13 protein-coding genes and 4 pseudogenes are annotated in these 20,211 nt (G+C 62.1%); 10 read left to right on the top strand and 7 right to left on the bottom strand.

The window, feature by feature from the left end:
- Nucleotides 1-218 precede the first annotated feature (218 nt).
- Nucleotides 219-635, top strand: coding sequence for an RNA polymerase-binding protein DksA (gene dksA, locus X742_RS147245; RefSeq protein WP_015317688.1), 417 nt, complete (start codon nt 219-221; stop codon nt 633-635).
- Between the two features lie 133 nt (nt 636-768).
- On the opposite strand, the pseudogene X742_RS01000000170440 reads toward dksA, so the two are convergent.
- Nucleotides 769-1,537, bottom strand: a pseudogene (locus X742_RS01000000170440) (hypothetical protein).
- 326 nt (nt 1,538-1,863) lie between these two features.
- On the opposite strand from X742_RS01000000170440, the gene X742_RS147250 reads away from it, so the two are divergent.
- The 3 genes and pseudogenes from X742_RS147250 to X742_RS147260 form a co-directional block, all read left to right on the top strand.
- A complete protein-coding gene (locus tag X742_RS147250; RefSeq protein ID WP_023773894.1) occupies nt 1,864-4,440 on the top strand; it encodes an ATP-binding protein in 2,577 nt (858 codons plus the stop codon).
- A gap of 85 nt (nt 4,441-4,525) precedes the next feature.
- The gene (locus tag X742_RS147255) at nt 4,526-5,239 is read left to right on the top strand and encodes a DeoD-type purine-nucleoside phosphorylase (RefSeq protein ID WP_023773893.1); all 714 of its coding nucleotides are present in this window, start codon (nt 4,526-4,528) and stop codon (nt 5,237-5,239) included.
- A gap of 29 nt (nt 5,240-5,268) precedes the next feature.
- Nucleotides 5,269-5,663 (top strand): annotated as a pseudogene (locus X742_RS147260) (GMC oxidoreductase); the annotation flags it as partial.
- Nucleotides 5,664-5,711: 48 nt separating this feature from the next.
- Here the strand turns inward: X742_RS147260 and X742_RS147265 are convergent.
- A complete protein-coding gene (locus X742_RS147265) occupies nt 5,712-6,119 on the bottom strand; it encodes a hypothetical protein (RefSeq protein ID WP_023773891.1) in 408 nt (135 codons plus the stop codon).
- Nucleotides 6,120-6,516: 397 nt separating this feature from the next.
- On the opposite strand from X742_RS147265, the pseudogene urtA reads away from it, so the two are divergent.
- From urtA to X742_RS1000000172870, 6 genes and pseudogenes are all read left to right on the top strand, one after another.
- Nucleotides 6,517-7,743, top strand: a pseudogene (urtA, locus tag X742_RS147270) (urea ABC transporter substrate-binding protein); the annotation flags it as partial.
- Nucleotides 7,744-8,433: 690 nt separating this feature from the next.
- Nucleotides 8,434-9,600, top strand: a pseudogene (gene urtB, locus X742_RS0137790) (urea ABC transporter permease subunit UrtB); the annotation flags it as partial.
- A complete protein-coding gene (gene urtC / locus X742_RS147275; protein ID WP_023773889.1) occupies nt 9,597-10,832 on the top strand; it encodes an urea ABC transporter permease subunit UrtC in 1,236 nt (411 codons plus the stop codon). The pseudogene urtB and the gene urtC, both read left to right, overlap by 4 nt.
- A 6-nt stretch (nt 10,833-10,838) precedes the next feature.
- Complete coding sequence (gene urtD / locus X742_RS147280) at nt 10,839-11,585, top strand: urea ABC transporter ATP-binding protein UrtD (RefSeq protein WP_023773888.1); 747 nt, start codon at nt 10,839-10,841, stop codon at nt 11,583-11,585.
- 69 nt (nt 11,586-11,654) lie between these two features.
- The gene (gene urtE / locus X742_RS147285; protein WP_023773887.1) at nt 11,655-12,350 is read left to right on the top strand and encodes an urea ABC transporter ATP-binding subunit UrtE; all 696 of its coding nucleotides are present in this window, start codon (nt 11,655-11,657) and stop codon (nt 12,348-12,350) included.
- A gap of 262 nt (nt 12,351-12,612) precedes the next feature.
- Complete coding sequence (locus X742_RS1000000172870) at nt 12,613-12,789, top strand: hypothetical protein (RefSeq protein ID WP_013531844.1); 177 nt, start codon at nt 12,613-12,615, stop codon at nt 12,787-12,789.
- A 37-nt stretch (nt 12,790-12,826) separates the two neighbouring features.
- Here X742_RS1000000172870 and X742_RS147290 read toward each other — a convergent pair whose 3' ends face one another.
- The 5 genes from X742_RS147290 to uvrA form a co-directional block, all read right to left on the bottom strand.
- The gene (locus X742_RS147290; protein ID WP_023773886.1) at nt 12,827-13,975 is read right to left on the bottom strand and encodes a GGDEF domain-containing protein; all 1,149 of its coding nucleotides are present in this window, start codon (nt 13,973-13,975) and stop codon (nt 12,827-12,829) included.
- Between the two features lie 183 nt (nt 13,976-14,158).
- Nucleotides 14,159-14,965 carry a DUF72 domain-containing protein gene (locus tag X742_RS147295; protein ID WP_023773885.1) on the bottom strand — a complete coding sequence of 269 codons (807 nt, stop codon included), beginning with the start codon at nt 14,963-14,965 and terminating at the stop codon, nt 14,159-14,161.
- A complete protein-coding gene (locus X742_RS147300) occupies nt 14,962-16,416 on the bottom strand; it encodes a hypothetical protein (RefSeq protein ID WP_156939418.1) in 1,455 nt (484 codons plus the stop codon). Before X742_RS147300 ends, X742_RS147295 begins: the two co-directional genes overlap by 4 nt.
- A 107-nt stretch (nt 16,417-16,523) precedes the next feature.
- Nucleotides 16,524-17,030 (bottom strand): GNAT family N-acetyltransferase, encoded by a 507-nt coding sequence (locus tag X742_RS147305; RefSeq protein WP_051407669.1) that lies wholly within the window; start codon nt 17,028-17,030, stop codon nt 16,524-16,526.
- Nucleotides 17,030-19,951: an excinuclease ABC subunit UvrA gene (gene uvrA, locus X742_RS147310; protein WP_023773882.1), complete on the bottom strand. Its 2,922-nt coding sequence runs from the start codon at nt 19,949-19,951 to the stop codon at nt 17,030-17,032. The genes X742_RS147305 and uvrA overlap by 1 nt, the downstream gene beginning before the upstream one ends.
- Nucleotides 19,952-20,211 lie beyond the last annotated feature (260 nt).

Here is a 20,211-nt window from a genome sequence, read left to right as displayed (position 1 = left end):
CCGTACGCACAATGGTGTGCGTGCTTCGGCGCGGCGAATCACTTGCAGGGAGATAGGCGAGGATCGTCGTACTTTCGCCATCAAAACAGATTTATGCGGCTCCGGAGAAGCCCGGAGACGCACTTTAACAATTGCGTGAGTCGGTGGCTGATTGCGCTTGTGCAGGCGTCTGGTGGCGAATATATAGGCGCCAAATTTGGGGCTGTTGGGTGAGTCGAATGAACGACATCGTTACCGCCGATTACGTACCCTCCGAAGACGAGCCGTTCATGAACGAACGGCAGAAATCCTACTTCCGCCAGAAGCTCGTCACCTGGAAAAATGACATCTTGCGCGAGGCGCGCGAAACCCTCGAAATCCTGCAGCAGGAAAACGCCAACCATCCCGACCTCGCCGACCGCGCCTCTTCGGAAACCGACCGCGCCATCGAGCTCAGGGCCCGCGACCGTCAGCGGAAACTCATCTCGAAGATCGATTCGGCGCTGCAGCGCATCGATGAAGGCACCTACGGCTATTGCGAAGAAACCGGTGAGCCGATCGCCTTGAAGCGGCTCGACGCGCGCCCGATCGCCACCTTGTCGATCGAAGCGCAAGAACGGCACGAGCGCCGTGAAAAGGTCTATCGCGACGATTGATAGGCCGCCTTTGCATTGATTTCAAAATGGCCGGCTGTCCGGCCATTTTTGTTCGATGCGTGCCATCGTCAATAGTTTCGAACACGCTTGAACGCCGGCCAGCCACGTCACTGGCAGGCGACTCAGGCGCAGTTCATCTCTTTTGGCTTGAAAGTTCGCCCAACAGCCTGGTCATTTCATCGTCGAGCGAGGGCGGCGCCTTGGCTGCCGGTTTGCCTACCGGGCCGCCGGAGCGGGGCTGGTCGAGCGAAACCTCGAGTTCCTTCATCAGCGTGTCATCGATGCTGTCCTGCGTCGGCGCTGGTGGCGTGTGCCTTGCGGCATTGGCGTTGGCGGAGCCATAGGCAGGCAGCGGCGTGACATTGGTCGATGGATAGGCTTGCGCCGCTGGTTTCGGTGCGGGCGCCGGAGCCGGTGGTGGCGCCGCCGCACGCTGGCGGGCTGGCTGTGCCATGGCCACCGGCTGCGGAGCGGGTGCTTGTCTCGGAGGCACGGGAGGGGGCTGCGGCGACCGCGGCTTCGCAGCCGGGGCCNTTCGCAGCCGGGGCCGCGGCCGCCGGGACAGGCTGCAGGCCGCCGTCTCCGGTCAACGCCGGACGGCGCGGCGCGGCGAGGCGGATGTCGCGTTCGACAACGACGTCGGTCGGGCCGCCGATCAGAAGCAGATGTTCGATGTCGTCGCGTCGCACCAGCACCAGTCGGCGATGGCTGTCGACGGCGGTTGCGTCCATGACGGCGAGCCGTGTCTTGCGGTTGCGACCACCGGCGACAAACGTGCCGAAGGTCAGGTTGCGCACCAGCCTGACGATGATGAGAACGATGACCAGCAGGATCAGCGCCGCGAAGGTCCACAGGAGTGCCGCCGCATAACCGGGACCCGCCACGCTATCCAGCCACTGCATTGGTTTCCCCCGATCGGTTTGGAAAGTGACGCGACACTAGACCGTTGCGACTGGCTACCGCAAGTTGCCTTCACGCATCGTGAACAGCTTGAAACACAGGGAAGGCCAGCCGACAGCATTTTTATCCGACATTTGCCGCCCGGGCCTTTTCCAGACCAGGAGAATGTGATTCAACCGGCTAAAGCGCGTCGCGCTGAAACGGATTCATGCGACGCGTTTCAGGTCCGTGTTTTCATGCATGTCGTTTTCCCAAAACCGAAGTCATTTTTGGGTGACATGCATTGGGGGCGGGTGTCGGAACATCGGATTTCATGAGCAGGGGGCATATGGCCAAGGAAGCGCGCGGCGATTTCTATCCGGCACCGATCGTCGACCAGAATACGCGACCGGGCGCGGTCACCCGGCTTATCATCTTCATCGTCGTCCTGACGGGCGCCGCAATCGTCTTCGGCTTTTTCCGCGAGCGCCTCGGCGATCCGTTCCTGCTCGGCATGCTCGGCGTACTGGCGATGATCGGTGTCGGCTTCCTGTTCGCGACCGCGATCGGCTTCGTGCAGATCACACCGCGCTCGACGGGCGACGAACTGTCCAAGGCCTTCGTCGATTCGATGTCGCAGGGCCTGCTGGTCACGGACACCAAGGGTCGTGTCGTCTACGCCAACCGCGCCTATGCCGATATGACCGGCGCCTCGTCGGCCGCTGACCTGAAGACGGTCGAAGGATTGCTCTCCGATGTCCCCGAAGCCTCGGTGACCATTTACCGGCTGGCGTCCGGCTTGCGTGACGGGCAGCCGGGCGACGGCGAGTTCCGGCTCGCGCAATCGATCCGGCCCGGGGCCGAACCGGGCGCGCGCTGGTACCGGGCACGCGCCCGCGCGTTCAGCGTTCCGGGCCAGCGGCTGCCGATGCTGGCCTGGCAGCTCGCCGACATTTCGCAAGAGCGGGCCGAGCAGGAGCGTTTCTTCCTCGATCTGCAGAAGGCAATCGACCACCTCGACCACGCGCCGGCCGGCTTCTTTTCGGCCGACCAGGACGGCCGCGTCACCTACATCAACGCCACGCTCGCCGGATGGCTGGGCATCGATCTCGCCAGCTTCACCCCCGGTGCCGTCGCCTTGCCGGATATTGTTGCCGGTGACGGCATGGCGCTGGTGCGCTCCGTCAAGGCGGACCCCGGCACGACGCGCAATGCGGTCATCGATCTCGATTTGACGACGATGACCGGCGAGGCGCTGCCGGTGCGCTTCATGCATCGCGTTTCGGCCAGCCGTGAGGGCGTCGGCGGGCCAACCCGCACCATCGTGCTCAACCGCACACAGGGCGAGGATGCCTCGGCCGACTTGCGCGCCTCGGAAGTGCGCTTCACCCGCTTTTTCAACTCGACACCGATGGCGATTGCCGGTGTCGATGCCAGCGGGCGCATCCTGCGCACCAACGCGCCGTTCCTGTCGCTGTTTTCCTCGGTGGTCGATCGCGATGCCGTGGATCGCCGCGTGCGGCTCGACACGGTGATCCATGAGCGCGACCGGCCGGCCTTTGCGGCGGCGTTCGGGAAAGCCCGGCAGCGGCAGGCCGACATCGATCCAATCGAGACCGTGCTGCCCGGCAATGATGAGCGGCATATCCGTTTCTACGTCAACGCCGTGGCCGATGGCACCGGCGGCGAAGGGGCCGAGGAAGCGGCCATTGTCTACGCCGTCGAGACAACCGAGCAGAAGGCGCTCGAAGGGCAGATGGCGCAAAGCCAGAAGATGCAGGCCGTCGGCCAGCTCGCCGGTGGCATCGCGCACGACTTCAACAATGTGCTGACCGCCATCATCATGGCGTCCGACCTGCTTTTGACCAATCACCGGCCGTCGGATCCGTCCTTCCCCGACATCATGAACATCAAGCAGAACGCCAATCGCGCCGCCTCCCTGGTCAGGCAGTTGCTGGCCTTCTCGCGCAAGCAGACGCTGCGGCCGGAAGTGCTGAACCTCACCGACGTGCTCGCCGATCTCAGGATGCTGCTTGCCCGGCTGGTCGGCAACGACATCAAGCTCAAGGTCGACCACGGCCGCGACTTGTGGCCGGTCAAGGTCGATATCGGGCAGTTCGAGCAAGTGGTGGTCAACCTGGCGGTCAACGCGCGCGACGCGATGCCGGCCGGCGGCGATCTCACCGTGCGCACCCGCAACGTGACCGCCGAGGAATGCAAGACCTTTCCCTATCGCGAACTCGCGGCCGCCGACTATGTGGTGGTCGAAGTCGAGGATACTGGTTCAGGCATCGCGCCCGACGTGCTGAAGAAGATCTTCGAGCCGTTCTTCACCACCAAGGAGGTCGGCAAGGGCACGGGCCTTGGTCTGTCCATGGTCTACGGCATCATCAAGCAGACCGGCGGCTTCATTTTCTGCGATTCCGAAGTCGGCAAGGGGTCGACCTTCCGCATCTTCCTGCCGCGGCACATCATGGAAGCGAAAACCGCAGCCGAAGCCGGTGAAGCGCCGGCGGCAGCGGCAGTCAAACTGGCCGATAGCACCAAGGATCTGTCCGGGTCGGCGACGGTCCTGCTGGTCGAGGATGAGGACGCCGTGCGCATGGGCGGCATGCGGGCACTGACCTCGCGCGGCTATACCGTTCACGAGGCATCCTCGGGCGTCGAGGCGCTGGAAGTGTTCGAAGCGCTGGGCGGCAAGGTCGACATCGTCGTTTCCGACGTGGTGATGCCGGAAATGGACGGACCGACCCTGCTCGGTGAGTTGCGCAAACGCCAGCCGGACATCAAGTTCGTCTTCGTCTCCGGCTATGCCGAGGACGCTTTTGCCAGGAACCTGCCGGCGGAGGCGCAGTTCGGCTTCCTGCCAAAGCCGTTTTCGCTCAAGCAACTGGCCACGATCGTCAAGGATGTCCTTGAATCCTAGGTGCTTCCAATGCGGCGCCCTTGCACAACGCCGTAACAACGCCATGATTCTTGAAAATACAGCAGGCGGGCTTGGGGAGCGGCTGTTGACGCCACACATCGAGGCAGGCAAAGGCGATTACGCCGACACGGTTTTGTTGCCGGGCGACCCGGAGCGCGCGGCGTGGATGGCGCGGACATTCTTGGACGCGCCGGCCTGCGTCAATCGCCGACGCGGCGCTCTCGGCTTTACCGGCTTGTTTCGCGGCAAGCCTGTCAGCATTCAGGCGACGGGCATCGGTGTTTCATCGTTCCTGATCTACGCCCATGAACTGCTTGACTTTTACGGCGTCCGAACACTGATCCGCACCGGTACCTGCGGCAGCCTGAGCGCCGAGGCAAAGCTGCGCAGCCTTGTGATCTCGCAATCGGCACGGCCTGAAAATACCGAGAGCGGTCAGGTCTTTGGCCTTTACGAAGCCGATGCTGGCCCGGATCCGGCGCTGCTGGCTTGCGCATTGACCAAGGCAGCCGCACTTGGCATCGACCACCACGCCGGCCTGACAGCCTGCACCGACATATTCTACCATCCTGAAGCGCGTGCCCGCTATGCCGACGCAAGGGCGCTCGGGGCGCTGGCAGTAGATATGGAAACCAGCGCCCTCTATCGCATATCGGCCCATTTCGGCGCGAGGGCATTGTCGCTGCTGACCGTCGTCGACAATCTGCTTACCGGCGAACAGACCGACTATTCCGAACGCCAGGCGCTTTTCACCGACATGAGNCGGCTCGCGCTCGAAGTCGCCACGGAAGGGCGCTAGGCGGCCTCTCGCTTCAACACCTCCTCCATGGCGGCTGGGGGCGTTCCTTCACCACCGCGCTCGACCACTAGACCACTTGGCCGGCCTGTGGATCGTCGGTGAGGACATGCCCCGCGAGGAGAACCGCATCACGCTGCATGGCGACGAGAAGGACGAGCACGGCATGCCGATCGCCGATGTGCATTTCGACGACCATGCCAACGACACGGCAATGCGCAATCATGCCTACAAGCAGGCCACGGCGCTTTACGATGCGGTCGGCGCCACACGCACCTTCCCGACGCCACCCTATCCCTCGACGCACAATCTCGGCACCGACCGGATGAGCGAGAAGGCCGCCGACGGCGTCTCGCTAGCGATCCGCCAGGCCGACTATATCGCGCCGACCGGCTGGCCGTCCTTGGGTAACATCCAGATGACATGAGAAGGCGGGCAGGATTGCGGACCGAGGTGGTGTCGTTGCCAGGAATATCTACTGATTGCTTCCCCTGGTGCAGGTCGTGGCGGTGAAGGCGCCGTCGGGCTGCTTCATGATGATGTCGAAGGAGGGCGGACTCTGGCCGTCCAGCGTTGCCTGGGTGAGCGAGAGCGAGTTGCCGCCGGTGGTGTAACCGCCAACCGGTCCCAACCAGGAGATCACGCCGTTTGCATCCATCTGGTAGTTGTAGCCCTGCTGCGGGGTCCCGAACGTGACCGGGCCGCTGTAGACATTTCCCTTTATGGTGATGTCGCCGAGGTTGAGGAACATGCCGAGCAGGTAGGCCTCGCAGTGGTAGATGCCGTCGGGCATCCTGCCCTCGCTGAAGTCGGCTCGGGCGGCTCCGGTTGCCGCCGCCAGAGTCACCATGCCGATGAATATGCGTGAAATGGTTGATGTCATGATGCCGTCCGCTTGAACGACCAAGCTTGCCCTATTTTTGCGCCGCGCCGCAACATTTGCCGTCGGCGATCTGCCTCTAAGGTCAAAATATAGGCATGTCTGGAAAATGGGCAAAACTTAGGCATATGCCTTGTGCATTGCGTAAATTTCTCTCAATCAATTTTTAACCGGCTCTCTTTGTTTCATTCAATCTAATATAGCAACGCGCTGATAACGTTGCGCTATTCTGTGTGTTTCGGCATGCCTAAAGCGGTTGGCACGGGGGTTGCATTGCATAGTCGCGGTGCAATCAACCAGCTTGGGAGTCTTCCGTATGAGGGGTAATTTCTCGACAATAGCAAAAATGTTCTCGGCGAGCGTAGTTGCCGCCGGCCTGATGATGTCTGCTCCGGCCAGGGCCGCCGATGATACGATCAAGGTCGGCATTCTTCATTCGCTGTCGGGCACGATGGCGATTTCGGAGACGACGCTGAAGGACGCCATGCTGATGCTCATCGACGAGCAGAACGCAAAGGGTGGCCTGCTCGGCAAGAAGCTTGAAGCCGTCGTCGTCGATCCGGCTTCCAACTGGCCGCTGTTCGCCGAAAAGGCGCGTGAGCTGATCTCGAAGGACAAGGTCGCCGCGGTGTTCGGCTGCTGGACCTCGGTGTCGCGCAAGTCGGTGCTGCCGGTGTTCTCCGAACTCGACAACATCCTGTTCTATCCGGTCCAGTATGAGGGCGAGGAAAGCGAGCGCAACGTCTTCTACACGGGTGCCGCGCCGAACCAGCAGGCCATTCCGGCCGTCGATTACCTGATGAGCGAGGATGGCGGTTCGGTGAAGCGCTGGGTGCTCGAAGGCACCGACTACGTCTATCCGCGAACCACCAACAAGATCCTCGAAGCCTATCTGAAGGCCAAGGGCGTCGCGGCCGAAGACATCATGGTCAACTATACGCCGTTCGGCTTCTCCGACTGGCAGACCGAAGTCTCGGCGATCAAGAAATTCGGCTCGGCCGGCAAGAAGACCGCCGTAGTCTCGACCGTCAATGGCGATGCCAACGTGCCGTTCTACAAGGAACTCGGCAACCAGGGCATCAAGGCCGAGGATATCCCGGTCATGGCCTTCTCGGTTGGCGAGGAAGAGCTTGCCGGTCTCGACACCAAGCCTCTGGTCGGCCATCTCGCCGCCTGGAACTATTTCGAGAGCGTCAACACGCCTGAGAACAAAAAGTTCATCGCCAACTGGCACAAGTTCATCAAAAATAACAAGCGCACCACCAACGACCCGATGGAAGCCCATTACATCGGCTTCAACATGTGGGTGAAGGCGGTCGAGAAGGCCGGCACCACCGATCCGGACAAGGTCATCGATGCCATGATCGGCGTTTCCGTGCCGAACCTGACCGGCGGCTACTCGACGATGATGCCGAACCATCACATCACCAAGCCGGTGCTGATCGGCGAAATCCAGGCTGACGGCCAGTTCGAAACGGTTTCGCGCACGCCGGGCCTGGTGATGGGCGACGAATGGTCCGACTACCTGCCGGACTCCAAGGATTTGATCTCCGATTGGCGCAAGCCGCTGTCGTGCGGCAACTTCAACGTTGCCACCGGCAAGTGCGGCGGCAAGGGCACAAACTGATCCTCCCGGGCTGGGCCTTCACGCCCAAGACCGCACGCGTCCGGACGGTTTCCTCCACTGTCCGGACGCGCCATTTCAAACCTTCAGGGGTTAACACAAGCCGATGACCTTGATCCGCACGATTGGCCTGACGCTGTTGTTCCTGCTGGCGACACTGTCGTCGTCGGACGCAGGCGAAGCCGATCTGCGCGCCATCATCGCCAAGTTCGCTACCGCCAAGGGCTTTTCCGAGATCGGAGCCGTCGTGCATGACCTCGCCGCCACCGGCGATTCCTTGGTCGAACACCCGCTTTCGGCACTCGCCGACGGCAATCTCTATATCCGCGAAGCCGATTCCCTGGTCTTTGTTGGCAAGGAAGCCGGCGAAAGCGTCCAGCTTTTCGATCCGCTCAGCAGCGAAGCATCGGGCGAGGCTGCCAAGGACGACGTCGCCAAGATCAAGGTCAACAACACGCTGCGCCGCGTTATCCGCGATGCGCTCGGCACGTTGACGCTTGGCGCCAAGGATCCGGCCGTGCGGCTGGCCGCCGCCGGCACCATGTTCAAGACGCCCGATGCAGCCAACATCGAGCCACTCGACACGGCAATCGCCAGCGAGACCGTGGCCAGCGTCAAGGCTCTACTCGAACAGGCCCGCGCGGCCTCGGTGCTTGTTTCCGACAGGCCCGAGACCGACAAACTCGCCGCGGNGATGCAGCCAACATCGAGCCACTCGACACGGCAATCGCCAGCGAGACCGTGGCCAGCGTCAAGGCTCTGCTCGAACAGGCCCGCGCGGCCTCGGTGCTTGTTTCCGACAGGCCCGAGACCGACAAACTCGCCGCGGTCGCCCTGATCGGCGCGCGTGGCGACCGCGACGCGGTTTCGCTACTCACTTCGGTCGAGGCCAGTGCCTCCGGCGCGGTCAAGGACGCGGCGACGGCAACGATCGCCAACATCAATTCGACGCTGGCCTTGTGGGATGCCGGACAGAACATCTGGTACGGGATTTCGCTGGGTTCGGTGCTGCTGCTGGCCGCGATCGGGCTTGCCATCACATTCGGCGTCATGGGCGTCATCAACATGGCGCATGGCGAGATGGTGATGCTTGGCGCCTATACGACCTTTGTCGTCCAGCAGGTGATCCGGACGTCCTTTCCCGGCCTGTTCGACTGGTCGCTGGTGATCGCGCTGCCGCTCGCCTTCCTGGTCGCGGCATTCGTCGGTCTCATCATCGAGCGCGGCGTGATCCGGTTCCTGTACGGCCGGCCGCTGGAGACGCTGCTGGCGACCTGGGGGGTCTCGCTCATCCTGCAGCAGGCGGTGCGCTCGATCTTCGGACCGACCAACCAGGAGGTCGGCAATCCGTCCTGGATGTCCGGCTCCTTCGACGTCGGGCAACTGGCCATCACCTGGAACCGTCTGTGGATTCTGGTGTTCGCGCTCACGGTGTTCGGCATGTTGCTCTATGTGATGAAGCGCACGCCCTGGGGGCTGCAGATGCGCGCCGTCACCGCCAACCGCCGCATGGCCGCCTCGATGGGCATCAGGACGCCCTGGGTCGACGCGCTGACCTTCGCGCTGGGATCCGGCATTGCGGGCATCGCCGGCGTCGCGCTCAGCCAGATCGACAACGTCTCGCCCAATCTTGGTCGCGGCTACATCATCGACAGCTTCATGGTGGTCGTCTTCGGCGGTGTCGGCAATCTCTGGGGTACACTGGTCGGCGCCTTTTCGCTCGGCATCGTCAACAAGGTTCTCGAGCCATATGCCGGCGCGGTGCTCGGCAAGATCGTCGTGCTGGTGCTGATCATTCTGTTCATCCAGAAGCGCCCGCGCGGCCTATTCGCGCTCAAGGGCAGGGCGGTGGAAGCATGATATCGGGACGATTCTTTGCCGCTGGCGCGGACCGCCGCATCGCCATCACCATCTTCATCCTGCTGGCAGTGGCTATAATCGTGCCGGTGCTTAACCTAGCCGTCTCGCCGACAAGCGCCTTCTACATTCCGTCCTATATCGTGGCGCTGACCGGCAAATATCTCTGCTATGCGCTGCTGGCGCTCTCGCTCGATCTGGTCTGGGGCTATTGCGGCATCCTCTCGCTCGGCCACGGCGCCTTCTTCGCGCTAGGCGGCTATGCGATGGGAATGTATCTGATGCGCCAGATCGGCTCGCGCGGCGTCTACGGCAACCCGATCCTGCCCGATTTCATGGTGTTCCTGAACTACAAGGAATTGCCCTGGTTCTGGACCGGTTTCGACCATTTCTGGTTCGCCGCCATCATGGTACTGGCGGTGCCCGGCCTGCTTGCCTTCATCTTCGGCTGGTTCGCCTTCCGCAGCCGGGTCACAGGTGTCTACCTCTCCATCATCACCCAGGCGATGACCTATGCGCTGCTGCTTGCCTTCTTCCGCAACGACATGGGTTTCGGAGGCAATAACGGCCTGACCGATTTCAAGGATATCCTGGGCTTCAACGTGCAGGCCGATACGACGCGTTCGGCACTGTTCGCGGCCAGCGCGGTGATGCTGGCACTCGCCGTTTTCATCACCTGGGCGATCGTCGGCTCCAAATACGGCAAGCTGCTGATGGCCGTGCGCGACGCCGAGAGCCGCACGCGCTTCCTCGGCTGGCGGGCCGAGAACGTAAAGCTGTTCGCTTTCACCGTTTCGGCCGTCATGGCAGGCATTGCCGGCGCACTCTATGTGCCGCAGGTCGGCATCATCAATCCAGGCGAATTCGAGCCGTCCAATTCGATCGAGGTGGTGATCTGGGCGGCGGTCGGCGGCCGCGGCACTATTGTCGGGCCGATCATCGGCGCGTTGCTGGTCAATGCTGGCAAATCCTGGTTCACCGGCGTGCTGCCGGAATTCTGGCTGTTCGCGCTCGGCGGCCTGTTCGTCGCCGTCACCTTGCTCCTGCCCAAGGGCATCATAGGCATGTGGGACAGCTGGCGTGGCAATGCCAGGGCGCTGCGCGTGGCGTCCCTGGCTGAAGAAGCCGGCACCGAGGTTGGCATCGCGTCCGCGACATCCAAGCCTGTCCGCTCGCCAGCGCGAAATCCAGGCGAATGGTCCTTGTCCGACCCCGAACCGCAGGCGGCGGAGTAAGCGCCCATGAGCAAATCCAACACTATCCTCTATCTTGACGGCGTCTCGGTGTCCTTCGACGGCTTTCGCGCCATCAACAATCTGTCCCTGGTGCTCGACAAGGGCGAGATGCGCGCCATCATCGGCCCCAACGGCGCCGGCAAGACGACGATGATGGACATCGTCACCGGCAAGACGAGGCCGGACGAAGGCGAAGTGTTCTTCGACGGCCAGGTAGACCTGACCAGGCATGATGAAGCCGAGATCGCCATGATGGGCATCGGCCGCAAATTCCAGAAGCCGACCGTTTTCGAAAGCCACACGATCGAAGAAAACCTGATGCTGGCGATGAAGGGTCCGCGTTCGATTTTCCCGGCGCTGTTCCATCGCCAATCGCCCGCCGAGGCGCGGCAGATCGATAATATCCTTGGCATCATCCGGTTGGGCGACAAGCGCCGCGAATTCGCCGCCAATCTAAGCCACGGCCAGAAACAATGGCTCGAAATCGGCATGCTGCTGGCGCAGGACCCGAAGCTGCTTCTGGTCGACGAGCCGGTTGCCGGCATGACCGATGCCGAGACCGAGGAGACCGCGCGGCTGCTCAGGGATATCGCCCGCGACCACTCGGTCATTGTCGTCGAGCACGACATGCATTTCGTCCGCGAACTCGGCGTCAAGGTTACCTGCCTGCATGAGGGCTCGGTGCTCTCGGAAGGGACGCTCGATTTCGTTTCGGCCGACGAGCGCGTCGTCGAAGTCTATCTGGGGAGATGAGCATGCATTGGCGGGTTCAATTCCATCGCTTCGACATGTCGTTTCTTCGGTTCTGGAGAAGGGGCTGACATGCTCGAGGTTTCCAATGCCACGCTCCACTACGGCGCCGCTCAGGCGTTGCGCGGGGTGTCGCTGAAGGCGGGTGCGGGCAAAATCACCTGCGTGCTCGGCCGCAACGGCGTCGGCAAGACCAGTTTGATGAGATCGATCGTCGGCCACCACAGGTTGACGAGCGGAAGCGTTGCCTTCGAGGGGAAGGCGCTCGACCGGAGCGCGGCGTATGACCGCGCCCGGTCGGGCATCGCATTCGTGCCGCAGGGCAGGGAGATCTTTCCGCTGCTCAGCGTGCGGGAAAATCTCGAATCCGGCTTCGCGCCCTTGAAGCGCGCCGACCGTAACGTGCCGGCGCACGTCTTCGAGCTGTTTCCAGTGCTCAAGCAGATGCTTGGCCGCCGTGGCGGCGATCTCTCCGGCGGTCAGCAACAGCAGCTCGCCATCGGCAGGGCACTCGTGATGCGACCGAAGCTGCTGGTGCTCGACGAGCCGACCGAAGGCATCCAGCCCTCCGTCATCAAGGATATCGGCCGCGCCATACGCTACCTGCGCGACCAGGCCGGCATTGCGGTGCTTCTGGTCGAACAGTATCTCGATTTCTGCCGCGAACTCGCCGACGAGGTCAACATCATGGATCGCGGCCTGATCGTCCACACCGGCCCGGCGGAAGATTTAGACCGGGCTGATGTCCGCAAATTCCTCACGGTCTAGAGTCGGCACCGGACTTCATTGAAGATTTGAAGTTTATTGGCAAGTCCAATATTTCTTACATCCATCATCTGCGCCTCTGGCACATGCAACATCGCATGCTAGTCTTTCCGTGGCTTTGTGAGTCGGCCGTTTCCGTATCAGTCTGGTTATCACGGATCGCGGCGCGGCAAAGGCCCTGCAAGTTCCACGCAAGCAAGGCTTCCTAGCTTCCCGATCTGATTGTCGTTCAAACGCGTTTGGGCACACAGGCTAAGGGACAGCCATGGAACGTTACGTCGAAGACTACCAGAAGCGGCGGCTTACCGAACGCGTCGACATCATCGCCGCCATCAACATTCTGAGGTCACAGGGCTGTGACTACGACGACCTGATCGAGGAGATCACCAAGGTCTTCTATGTCGACCTCGATACCTTCAATGAAATCGTCATGGCGGCCTAATGCATGTCGCCTGGCGGGCTTGGCATGACACGCGCGTTTAGCTTGCGCGTCGGAATGGAGAGGCGGTGACGCGGTTGCGGCCTCCGCGCTTGGCGTCATAGAGCGCCTTGTCGGCGGCGCTGAGCACCTTGTCCAGGCTGATCCCCTCTTTGCTGCCAAACGCAAATCCGGCGCTGACCGTACAGGTGAGGGAACCGGCTTCGGTTTCTATCAGTCGCGTCGCGAAAGCCGCCCGGATGCGCTCGGCTGCTTGCTCGACGGTCTCCGGCAGCGTGCGCTTCAGCACCAGCGCGAATTCCTCGCCGCCCATGCGCGCTGCGACGTCGGCCGGCCGAAGGTTGGCTGTCAACTCGTTGGCGAACACCCTCAGCACTTCATCGCCCGCCGCATGGCCGAATTCGTCGTTGATGGTTTTGAAGTTGTCGAGGTCGAAGACGACCACCGCTGTAAAGGCGCCGACCGGGACATGGCCGTGCATGTCGAACAGCGCTCGCCGGTTGAGCAGGCCAGTCAGGGAATCCGTCTGGGCGTCGCGATGGTGGTGCCTCGCCAGACGCCCCTGATTGAGGGCAAGCGAGAGCGCGCCAATGCCTGTCATGCTGGCGATAACCACGATGAGGCTGAGTTCCTCGGCCCAATTGCTTGGTGCATGTCCGAGCACCAGTTTTCCTTCCCAGGCGAGAACCATGGCGCAGAGCCCGAAGGAGGTGGCCGTGGCCGAATAGAGCGCAGTGATGCCGATCGTCAGGGCGGGTGCTTCATCACGGCCCTTCCAGTATTCGAACGCCGTGACGAACAGGAGCACGGCGGCAAACATGTTCTCCGCCATGAAGCCGAGGCCATCATAACCCAGGGCCATGGGGGGCAACGCTATCGCGAGCGAATAGCACCCCCACACGGCCCGCGGCAGTGGCGAGCCGCCGGTTCGGAACTGATAGGCCGCACCCAGCATGGCCGAAAAGCCGATCAGCAGAAACGCCGAGGTCGCGATGCCGAGCAGGCGTCCCGGCATCTCGATATAGGCGTCATAAATAAAAATATCGCCGACCACGAACACCAGGCTGATCGCCCATGTCAGCAGGAATTTTTCCGAGCGGGCGGTCAGCCACATCCCGAACAATGTCAGGCTGAGGCAAACGGCAGAGAAACCGACGGCCAGCAGAAGCGAAGTGTAGTCGAGCGACATGCCCTCTTTCCCTGCCGGCGGCGGTCCCAGCTCCGCGGCTTGGCGTCGGCGCATTCATGCGGCAAGGAAGTGTCGATAAGGTTACGATCGTGGCGAAGATGCCCAGGAACAGGCGCTTTGCTACGCTCAATACGCACAGGCTATGTGCTTATTGTGTGTAGCTGGAAACCGACCGACGCCTTTTCAGTCGGCTACCCGCTTCATCAATGCCATCGCCCCGAACGGCGCCCGCACCTTGCCCTCGCTGATGAAGTAGACGAACACGTCGCGCGGCTGGACCGGGGCGTCGGTGGCGGGGTCGGCGCGCCGCAGATCGGCGGGCTGCTTGCCTACCGCCCAGACCTTGGCCCGCGCCGCCCATTCGTCGAGGCCCTTTGGCGTATAGCAATCAGGATTGTCGTCGCTGCCGGTCTGCAGCCGCGCATAGATGAAATCGCCAGTGATGTCGGCGATGTCAGGATATTTGGCATGGTCGGCATAGACGACCGCCGCCTTGTACTTGCGGGCGAGCGCTGGGAACTCCGGCACGATGAAACTGTCGTTGCGCACCTCCAGCGCGTGGCGCAGCGCGACACCGTCCTGCTTTTCCGGCAGCAGCTTCAGAAACGCCTCGAAATCGTCCGGATCGAACTTCTTGGTCGGCGCGAACTGCCATAGGATCGGTCCCAGCTTGTCGCCGAGCGCGGCAACGCCGGAACCCAGGAAACGCATCATCGATTCAGCGGCCTCGCCCAGCACGCGCCGGTTGGTGACGAACCGGTTGCCTTTCAGCGAATAGACGAAATTGTCAGGCGCCTCGTTGGCCCATTTGACGAAGGTCGGCTCCTTGAAACTCGAATAATAAGTGCCGTTGACCTCGATGCTCGGCACCTGCCGGGTGGCGTAGTGCAGTTGCTTGGCCTTCGACAGTTTCTCGGGATAGAAGGACGTGTCCCAGGGTTCGAAGGTCCAGCCGCCCACGCCGGCGCGGATTGTTCCCGATTTGCTCATTGTATTTCTCCCTGTCGCTTGATGTGCGCGGTCGTCCCACGAGGGTCAAGAAAACCGGCAAACCCGCTCTTGTCCGTTGCCAAACCACCAGAACCGTTGAGGACACTCATTGCCATCGGCCCCAGGTTCTGCATGCCGATGACCTTCGAGGCATCGAGCTTGTCCCCGACGACAATGAGGAAGCCGCCCGGGGCGTGATTGCCGGGCCTCAATCCCGGTGGCTTGGCTTCAATACGTCCGAGTCTGGATGAGCGCACCGCGCGCGGGCACAAGCCAGCGCCATAATGCACTGAGACATCAGGCAGTTCGGTCGCGCGCGTGCCGGCATGCTGTAGAGCCGCCCTGTCGATCAGCGTGATCACCGGCTGGCTGGTCTGATCGTCCCTCAATTCCATCAGGAGGAACTCAATTTGGTCGAGCAGTCTCAATCGCTCGATCTCAATGCCAGCGTCCTTGAAAACCACGGATGGATTGATGCGAAGAGCCGTGCAGTTCTCGTTGTAAGGCAGCATTTCGCAAAGCGGCCACCAGTGCTGGTCCCTGGCTTTCACGACATTGCGCATAAACCGAGTCCAATGCGTTTCACCGAGAATGCGGTTCATACGGTCGACAATTGCTGGCATCAGGTGAGCCAGCGTAGCGTTCGGCTGCATTTCAGTCGTCGAGAAGACCACGATCTCGGTGTCCGGGCCGGCTGAGGAGACGAGATCGCCGATTGCTCGATCAATGTCGCCAAGAATCATGTCGATTGGGGCGCCGAGCCGACTGTTGCGGGCCGGGTCGAACTTCGGATCGGCTGCGTCGACGAGATCCCAAAGTGCATGGCTGGCGCAGTGAGCCTCCTTGAACCCGACAATGAACAGATCCCAAGCTTCGCTGCCCAGATAGTGCAGGGCGGCGGCACCTTTCCGGGCGACCGCAAGGCGTAGATTGGCCACGACCGCCATGGCCTCGGTGTCGTCCAATCGGCCTTCATGGTCACATCTGCTCGGCGGCGCTGCGCCGAAAAGCGTGACGACGTCATTGGCAAGCGCTGCCGGATAGCTTTTGGGGGCGCGGAAATAACGTCCATGGACAAGCCAGTCGGCGAGATGGATGCCATTGAACTGTCGCGGGAGGCGGCATTTCGGAATGTCGAAGACGGCTATCCTGAGATCCGGCGCCGTTTCCCAGAAGGTCTCGCGGTCGATCTCATCGGCGCAGGCCAAGCCGAATTTGCCGCTGCGCAGCCGTTGCTCATAGTGATAGCGACCGTGTTCACCCATCCCGGACGCGTATTGAAACGAGGCCCACAGCGCATCATCCGTTGCGCCCGCATGTGCGGTCAGATATTTGACCCTGCCACGTGCCCGCAACGCGGTGAGACTGGGCAGCATACCGTCCTGGCTGGCCCGGTCGACCAAGGCTCCATCCGCTCCGTCGAGCGCGATCATGAGAACCCGTGTGGTCACGATGTTTCTCCCGGGGCCACGATCCAAGGACCGAAAATCCGGCCGTCCATGCCAGGCCGGATATCCCCATCATTGCTCATTGCCGTCCCCCCGATAGTCAACAGCGATCACGACGCAGAGGTTGTGTCGAACGCCTTCGCCATGTCGACGAGCACCCATCCTGGCCGGTAGGGATTGGGCCGGCGACCGGTTTCGCGATAACCATAAGCAAGATAGAGCGCGATGTTGCGTTCCATTTTCGCGTTGGTGTAGAGCCGTATCTCCGGCAGGCCGCACTGCCGCGCCTGCTCGTCGGCGTGTTTCAGCAATGCAATACCGAACCCCTTGCCCTGGAAGGCAGGCGACACCGCGACGGAGAAAATCATCGCGTGATCTTCATGCCGCTCCAGCGCGATCACTCCGGCGAGTTCGCCGTCACTCTCCAGCAGCCAGACCTCGCCTTGGGCGATACGCGGCGCATAATCCTCGGTAACCGGGAGCGGCGGTGCGTCGAGTATAGCGGAGTAGGGAGCGTAGGCGGCTTGCGTCAGCGCGATGATCGCGGCGAGGTCTTCGGGGCCGGCAAGCCTCACGCCAAAGCTGCTCTGGATCGTGATGGGATCATCCTTACCCATCACTCCGCCGCTTCGCGCTTGCCTCCGGGGCGACGCTCCAGCAACTCCTTGAGGAACTGGCCGGTGTAGCTGCGCTTTTCGCGCACGATCGCTTCCGGCGTGCCCGAGGCGACAAGTTCGCCGCCGCCGTCACCGCCCTCGGGGCCGAGGTCGAGCACCCAGTCGGCGGTTTTTATCACTTCGAGATTGTGCTCGATGACCACCACCGTATTGCCTTGGTCGACCAGTTCGTGCAGCACTTCCAACAGCTTGGCGACGTCGTGGAAATGCAGGCCGGTCGTCGGTTCGTCGAGGATGTAGAGCGTCCTGCCGGTCGCCTTGCGCGACAGTTCCTTGGCGAGCTTGATGCGCTGCGCTTCACCGCCGGACAGCGTCGTCGCCTGCTGGCCGATGTGGATGTAGCCCAGCCCAACCTGCTTCAGCGTCTCCAGCTTGTCGCGCACGCCAGGCACGGCGGCGAAGAAATCGACGCCTTCCTCGACGGTCATGTCGAGCACGTCGGCGATCGACTTGCCCTTGAACAGGACGTCGAGCGTCTCCCTGTTGTAGCGCTTGCCATGGCAGACGTCGCAGGTGACGTAGACGTCGGGCAAAAAGTGCATCTCGATCTTGATGACGCCGTCGCCCTGGCAGGCCTCGCAGCGGCCGCCCTTGACGTTGAAGGAGAAGCGGCCCGGCTGATAGCCGCGCGCCTTCGCTTCCGGTAGCCCGGCGAACCAATCGCGGATCGGCGTGAAGGCGCCGGTATAGGTGGCGGGGTTCGAACGCGGCGTCCGCCCAATGGGCGACTGGTCGATGTCGATGACCTTGTCGAGAAACTCCAATCCCTCGATGCGGTCATGCTCGGCCGGATGCTCGCGCGAACCCATGATGCGGCGCGAGGCCGCCTTGAACAGCGTCTCGATCAGGAAGGTCGACTTGCCGCCGCCCGATACGCCGGTGACGGCGGTGAAGGTGCCGAGCGGGATTTCGGCGGTGACGTTCTTCAGATTGTTGCCGCGCGCGCCGATGATCTTCAGCCGCCGGTTTTTCTTCGCCTCGCGGCGCATGCCGGGCGTTGCCACTTCGAGCGCCCCCGACAGATATTTGCCGGTGATCGAATTGGGGTTGGCCATCACCTGCTGCGGCGTGCCCTGGGCGATGATCTCGCCGCCATGGATGCCGGCGGCCGGACCCATATCGACGACATAGTCGGCATGCAGGATGGCGTCCTCGTCATGCTCGACGACGATCACGGTGTTGCCGATGTCGCGCAGGTGCTTGAGCGTATCGAGCAGGCGCGTGTTGTCGCGTTGGTGCAGGCCGATCGACGGCTCGTCCAGCACATAGAGCACGCCGGTCAGGCCCGAGCCGATCTGGGAGGCCAGCCGGATGCGCTGGCTTTCGCCACCCGACAGCGTGCCGGAATTCCGCGACAAGGTGAGATAGTCGAGCCCGACATCGTTGAGGAAACGCAGACGCTCGCGGATTTCCTTCAAGACGCGGACAGCGATCTCGTTCTGCTTGTCGTTGAGCTGCGCCGGCAAGTCGGTGAACCATTTGTCGGCGTTGCGGATCGACTGTTCCGTCACTTCGCCAATGTGTTTGCCGCCGATCTTCACCGCCAGCGCCTCCGGCTTCAACCGGTAGCCCTTGCAGACCGGGCAGGGCGTTGCCGACATGAAACGCTCGATTTCTTCGCGCATCCAGGCGGATTCGGTCTCCTTCCAGCGGCGCTCGAGATTGGGGATGACGCCTTCGAAGGTCTTGGTCGTCTTGTAGGAGCGCAGGCCGTCATCATACTGGAAGGTGATCTCGCGCTCGCCGGTGCCGCGCAGGATCGCTTCCTGGGCCGACGTTGAAAGATCCTTGAACTTGTCGCCGAGTTTGAAGTCGTAAGCCTTGCCCAATGCCTCGAGCGTCTGCGAGTAATAGGGCGAGGTCGATTTCGCCCATGGGCTGACGGCGCCGTCGCGCAACGACACGTTCTCGTCGGGCACCACAAGGTTTGGGTCGATGGCGCGCTGGCTGCCGAGACCGTCGCAGGTCGGGCAGGCGCCAAACGGGTTGTTGAAGGAGAACAGCCTGGGCTCGATTTCCGGAATGGTAAAGCCGGAGACCGGGCAGGCGAACTTTTCCGAGAACAGGATGCGCTCATGCGTCTCGTTCTTCGACTTGTTGACCGAATCCTCGCCAGTCTGGCTGGCATCGAGCGGCTTGTCGGCAAACTCAGCCACCGCCAGCCCCTCGGCCAGCTTCAATGCCGTCTCGATGGAGTCAGCAAGCCTTGTGGCAAGGTCGCCCCGCACGACGATGCGGTCGACGACGACATCGATGTCGTGCTTGTATTTCTTGTCCAGCGCCGGCACATCGGCGATTTCATAGAAGACGCCGTCGACCTTGACGCGCTGGAAGCCCTTCTTCTGTAACTCCAGCAGTTCCTTGCGGTACTCGCCCTTGCGGCCGCGCACGATGGGCGCCAGCAGGAACAGGCGCGTGCCTTCCTCGACGGCCAGCACCCGGTCGACCATCTGGCTGACTGTCTGGCTCTCGATCGGCAGGCCGGTGGCCGGCGAATAGGGCACGCCGACGCGGGCAAACAGAAGGCGCATATAGTCGTAGATCTCGGTGACGGTGCCGACCGTGGAACGCGGGTTCTTCGACGTGGTCTTCTGCTCGATCGAGATGGCCGGCGACAGGCCGTCGATCTGGTCGACGTCCGGCTTCTGCATCATTTCGAGGAATTGCCGGGCATAGGCCGAGAGGCTCTCGACATAGCGGCGCTGGCCTTCGGCATAGATGGTGTCGAAGGCGAGCGACGATTTGCCGGAGCCCGACAGGCCGGTCATGACGATCAAGCTGTCACGCGGCAGGTCGAGATCGACATTCTTCAGATTGTGTTCGCGCGCCCCGCGAATGGAAAGATATTTATGGTCGGCCATGTCAGGTCGCCGCCTCGGATCTGGATTTGTGGGATCGGCGGGTTTCCCCGACCATTCCGTATGTAGTTATTTTTGCCGCCACGTCGAGAGACGCCACAATTCTCGACAGAAGTCGTTTAACCGCCTTTCGCGCGAGGGGGCAAGCGGAAAGAACAAAGGCCGAACACGCTCCTGACAAAGCTGTGCGGAAACTGACCCGAACGTAGGCTCTCGGCGATCACATTTTTCCGTAACCGGCTATTGATGGTTGACGCGGCCAA

It is taken from the genome of Mesorhizobium sp. LNHC229A00 (genome assembly GCF_000502415.1).
GTDB lineage: Bacteria > Pseudomonadota > Alphaproteobacteria > Rhizobiales > Rhizobiaceae > Mesorhizobium.
The sequence above is the reverse complement of the archived record's forward strand: the minus strand, read 5'-3'. Positions and strand labels throughout refer to the sequence as shown.

Bases quoted from the DNA above. Each gene is read 5' to 3' on its own strand.
- dksA (WP_015317688.1), top strand. From the start codon at position 219: ATGAACGACATCGTTACCGCCGATTACGTACCCTCCGAAGACGAGCCG.
- X742_RS147250 (WP_023773894.1), top strand. From the start codon at position 1,864: ATGGCCAAGGAAGCGCGCGGCGATTTCTATCCGGCACCGATCGTCGAC.
- X742_RS147265 (WP_023773891.1), bottom strand. From the start codon at position 6,119: ATGACATCAACCATTTCACGCATATTCATCGGCATGGTGACTCTGGCG.
- urtC (WP_023773889.1), top strand. From the start codon at position 9,597: ATGATATCGGGACGATTCTTTGCCGCTGGCGCGGACCGCCGCATCGCC.
- urtD (WP_023773888.1), top strand. From the start codon at position 10,839: ATGAGCAAATCCAACACTATCCTCTATCTTGACGGCGTCTCGGTGTCC.
- urtE (WP_023773887.1), top strand. From the start codon at position 11,655: ATGCTCGAGGTTTCCAATGCCACGCTCCACTACGGCGCCGCTCAGGCG.
- X742_RS1000000172870 (WP_013531844.1), top strand. From the start codon at position 12,613: ATGGAACGTTACGTCGAAGACTACCAGAAGCGGCGGCTTACCGAACGC.
- X742_RS147290 (WP_023773886.1), bottom strand. From the start codon at position 13,975: ATGTCGCTCGACTACACTTCGCTTCTGCTGGCCGTCGGTTTCTCTGCC.
- X742_RS147295 (WP_023773885.1), bottom strand. From the start codon at position 14,965: ATGAGCAAATCGGGAACAATCCGCGCCGGCGTGGGCGGCTGGACCTTC.
- X742_RS147305 (WP_051407669.1), bottom strand. From the start codon at position 17,030: ATGGGTAAGGATGATCCCATCACGATCCAGAGCAGCTTTGGCGTGAGG.
- uvrA (WP_023773882.1), bottom strand. From the start codon at position 19,951: ATGGCCGACCATAAATATCTTTCCATTCGCGGGGCGCGCGAACACAAT.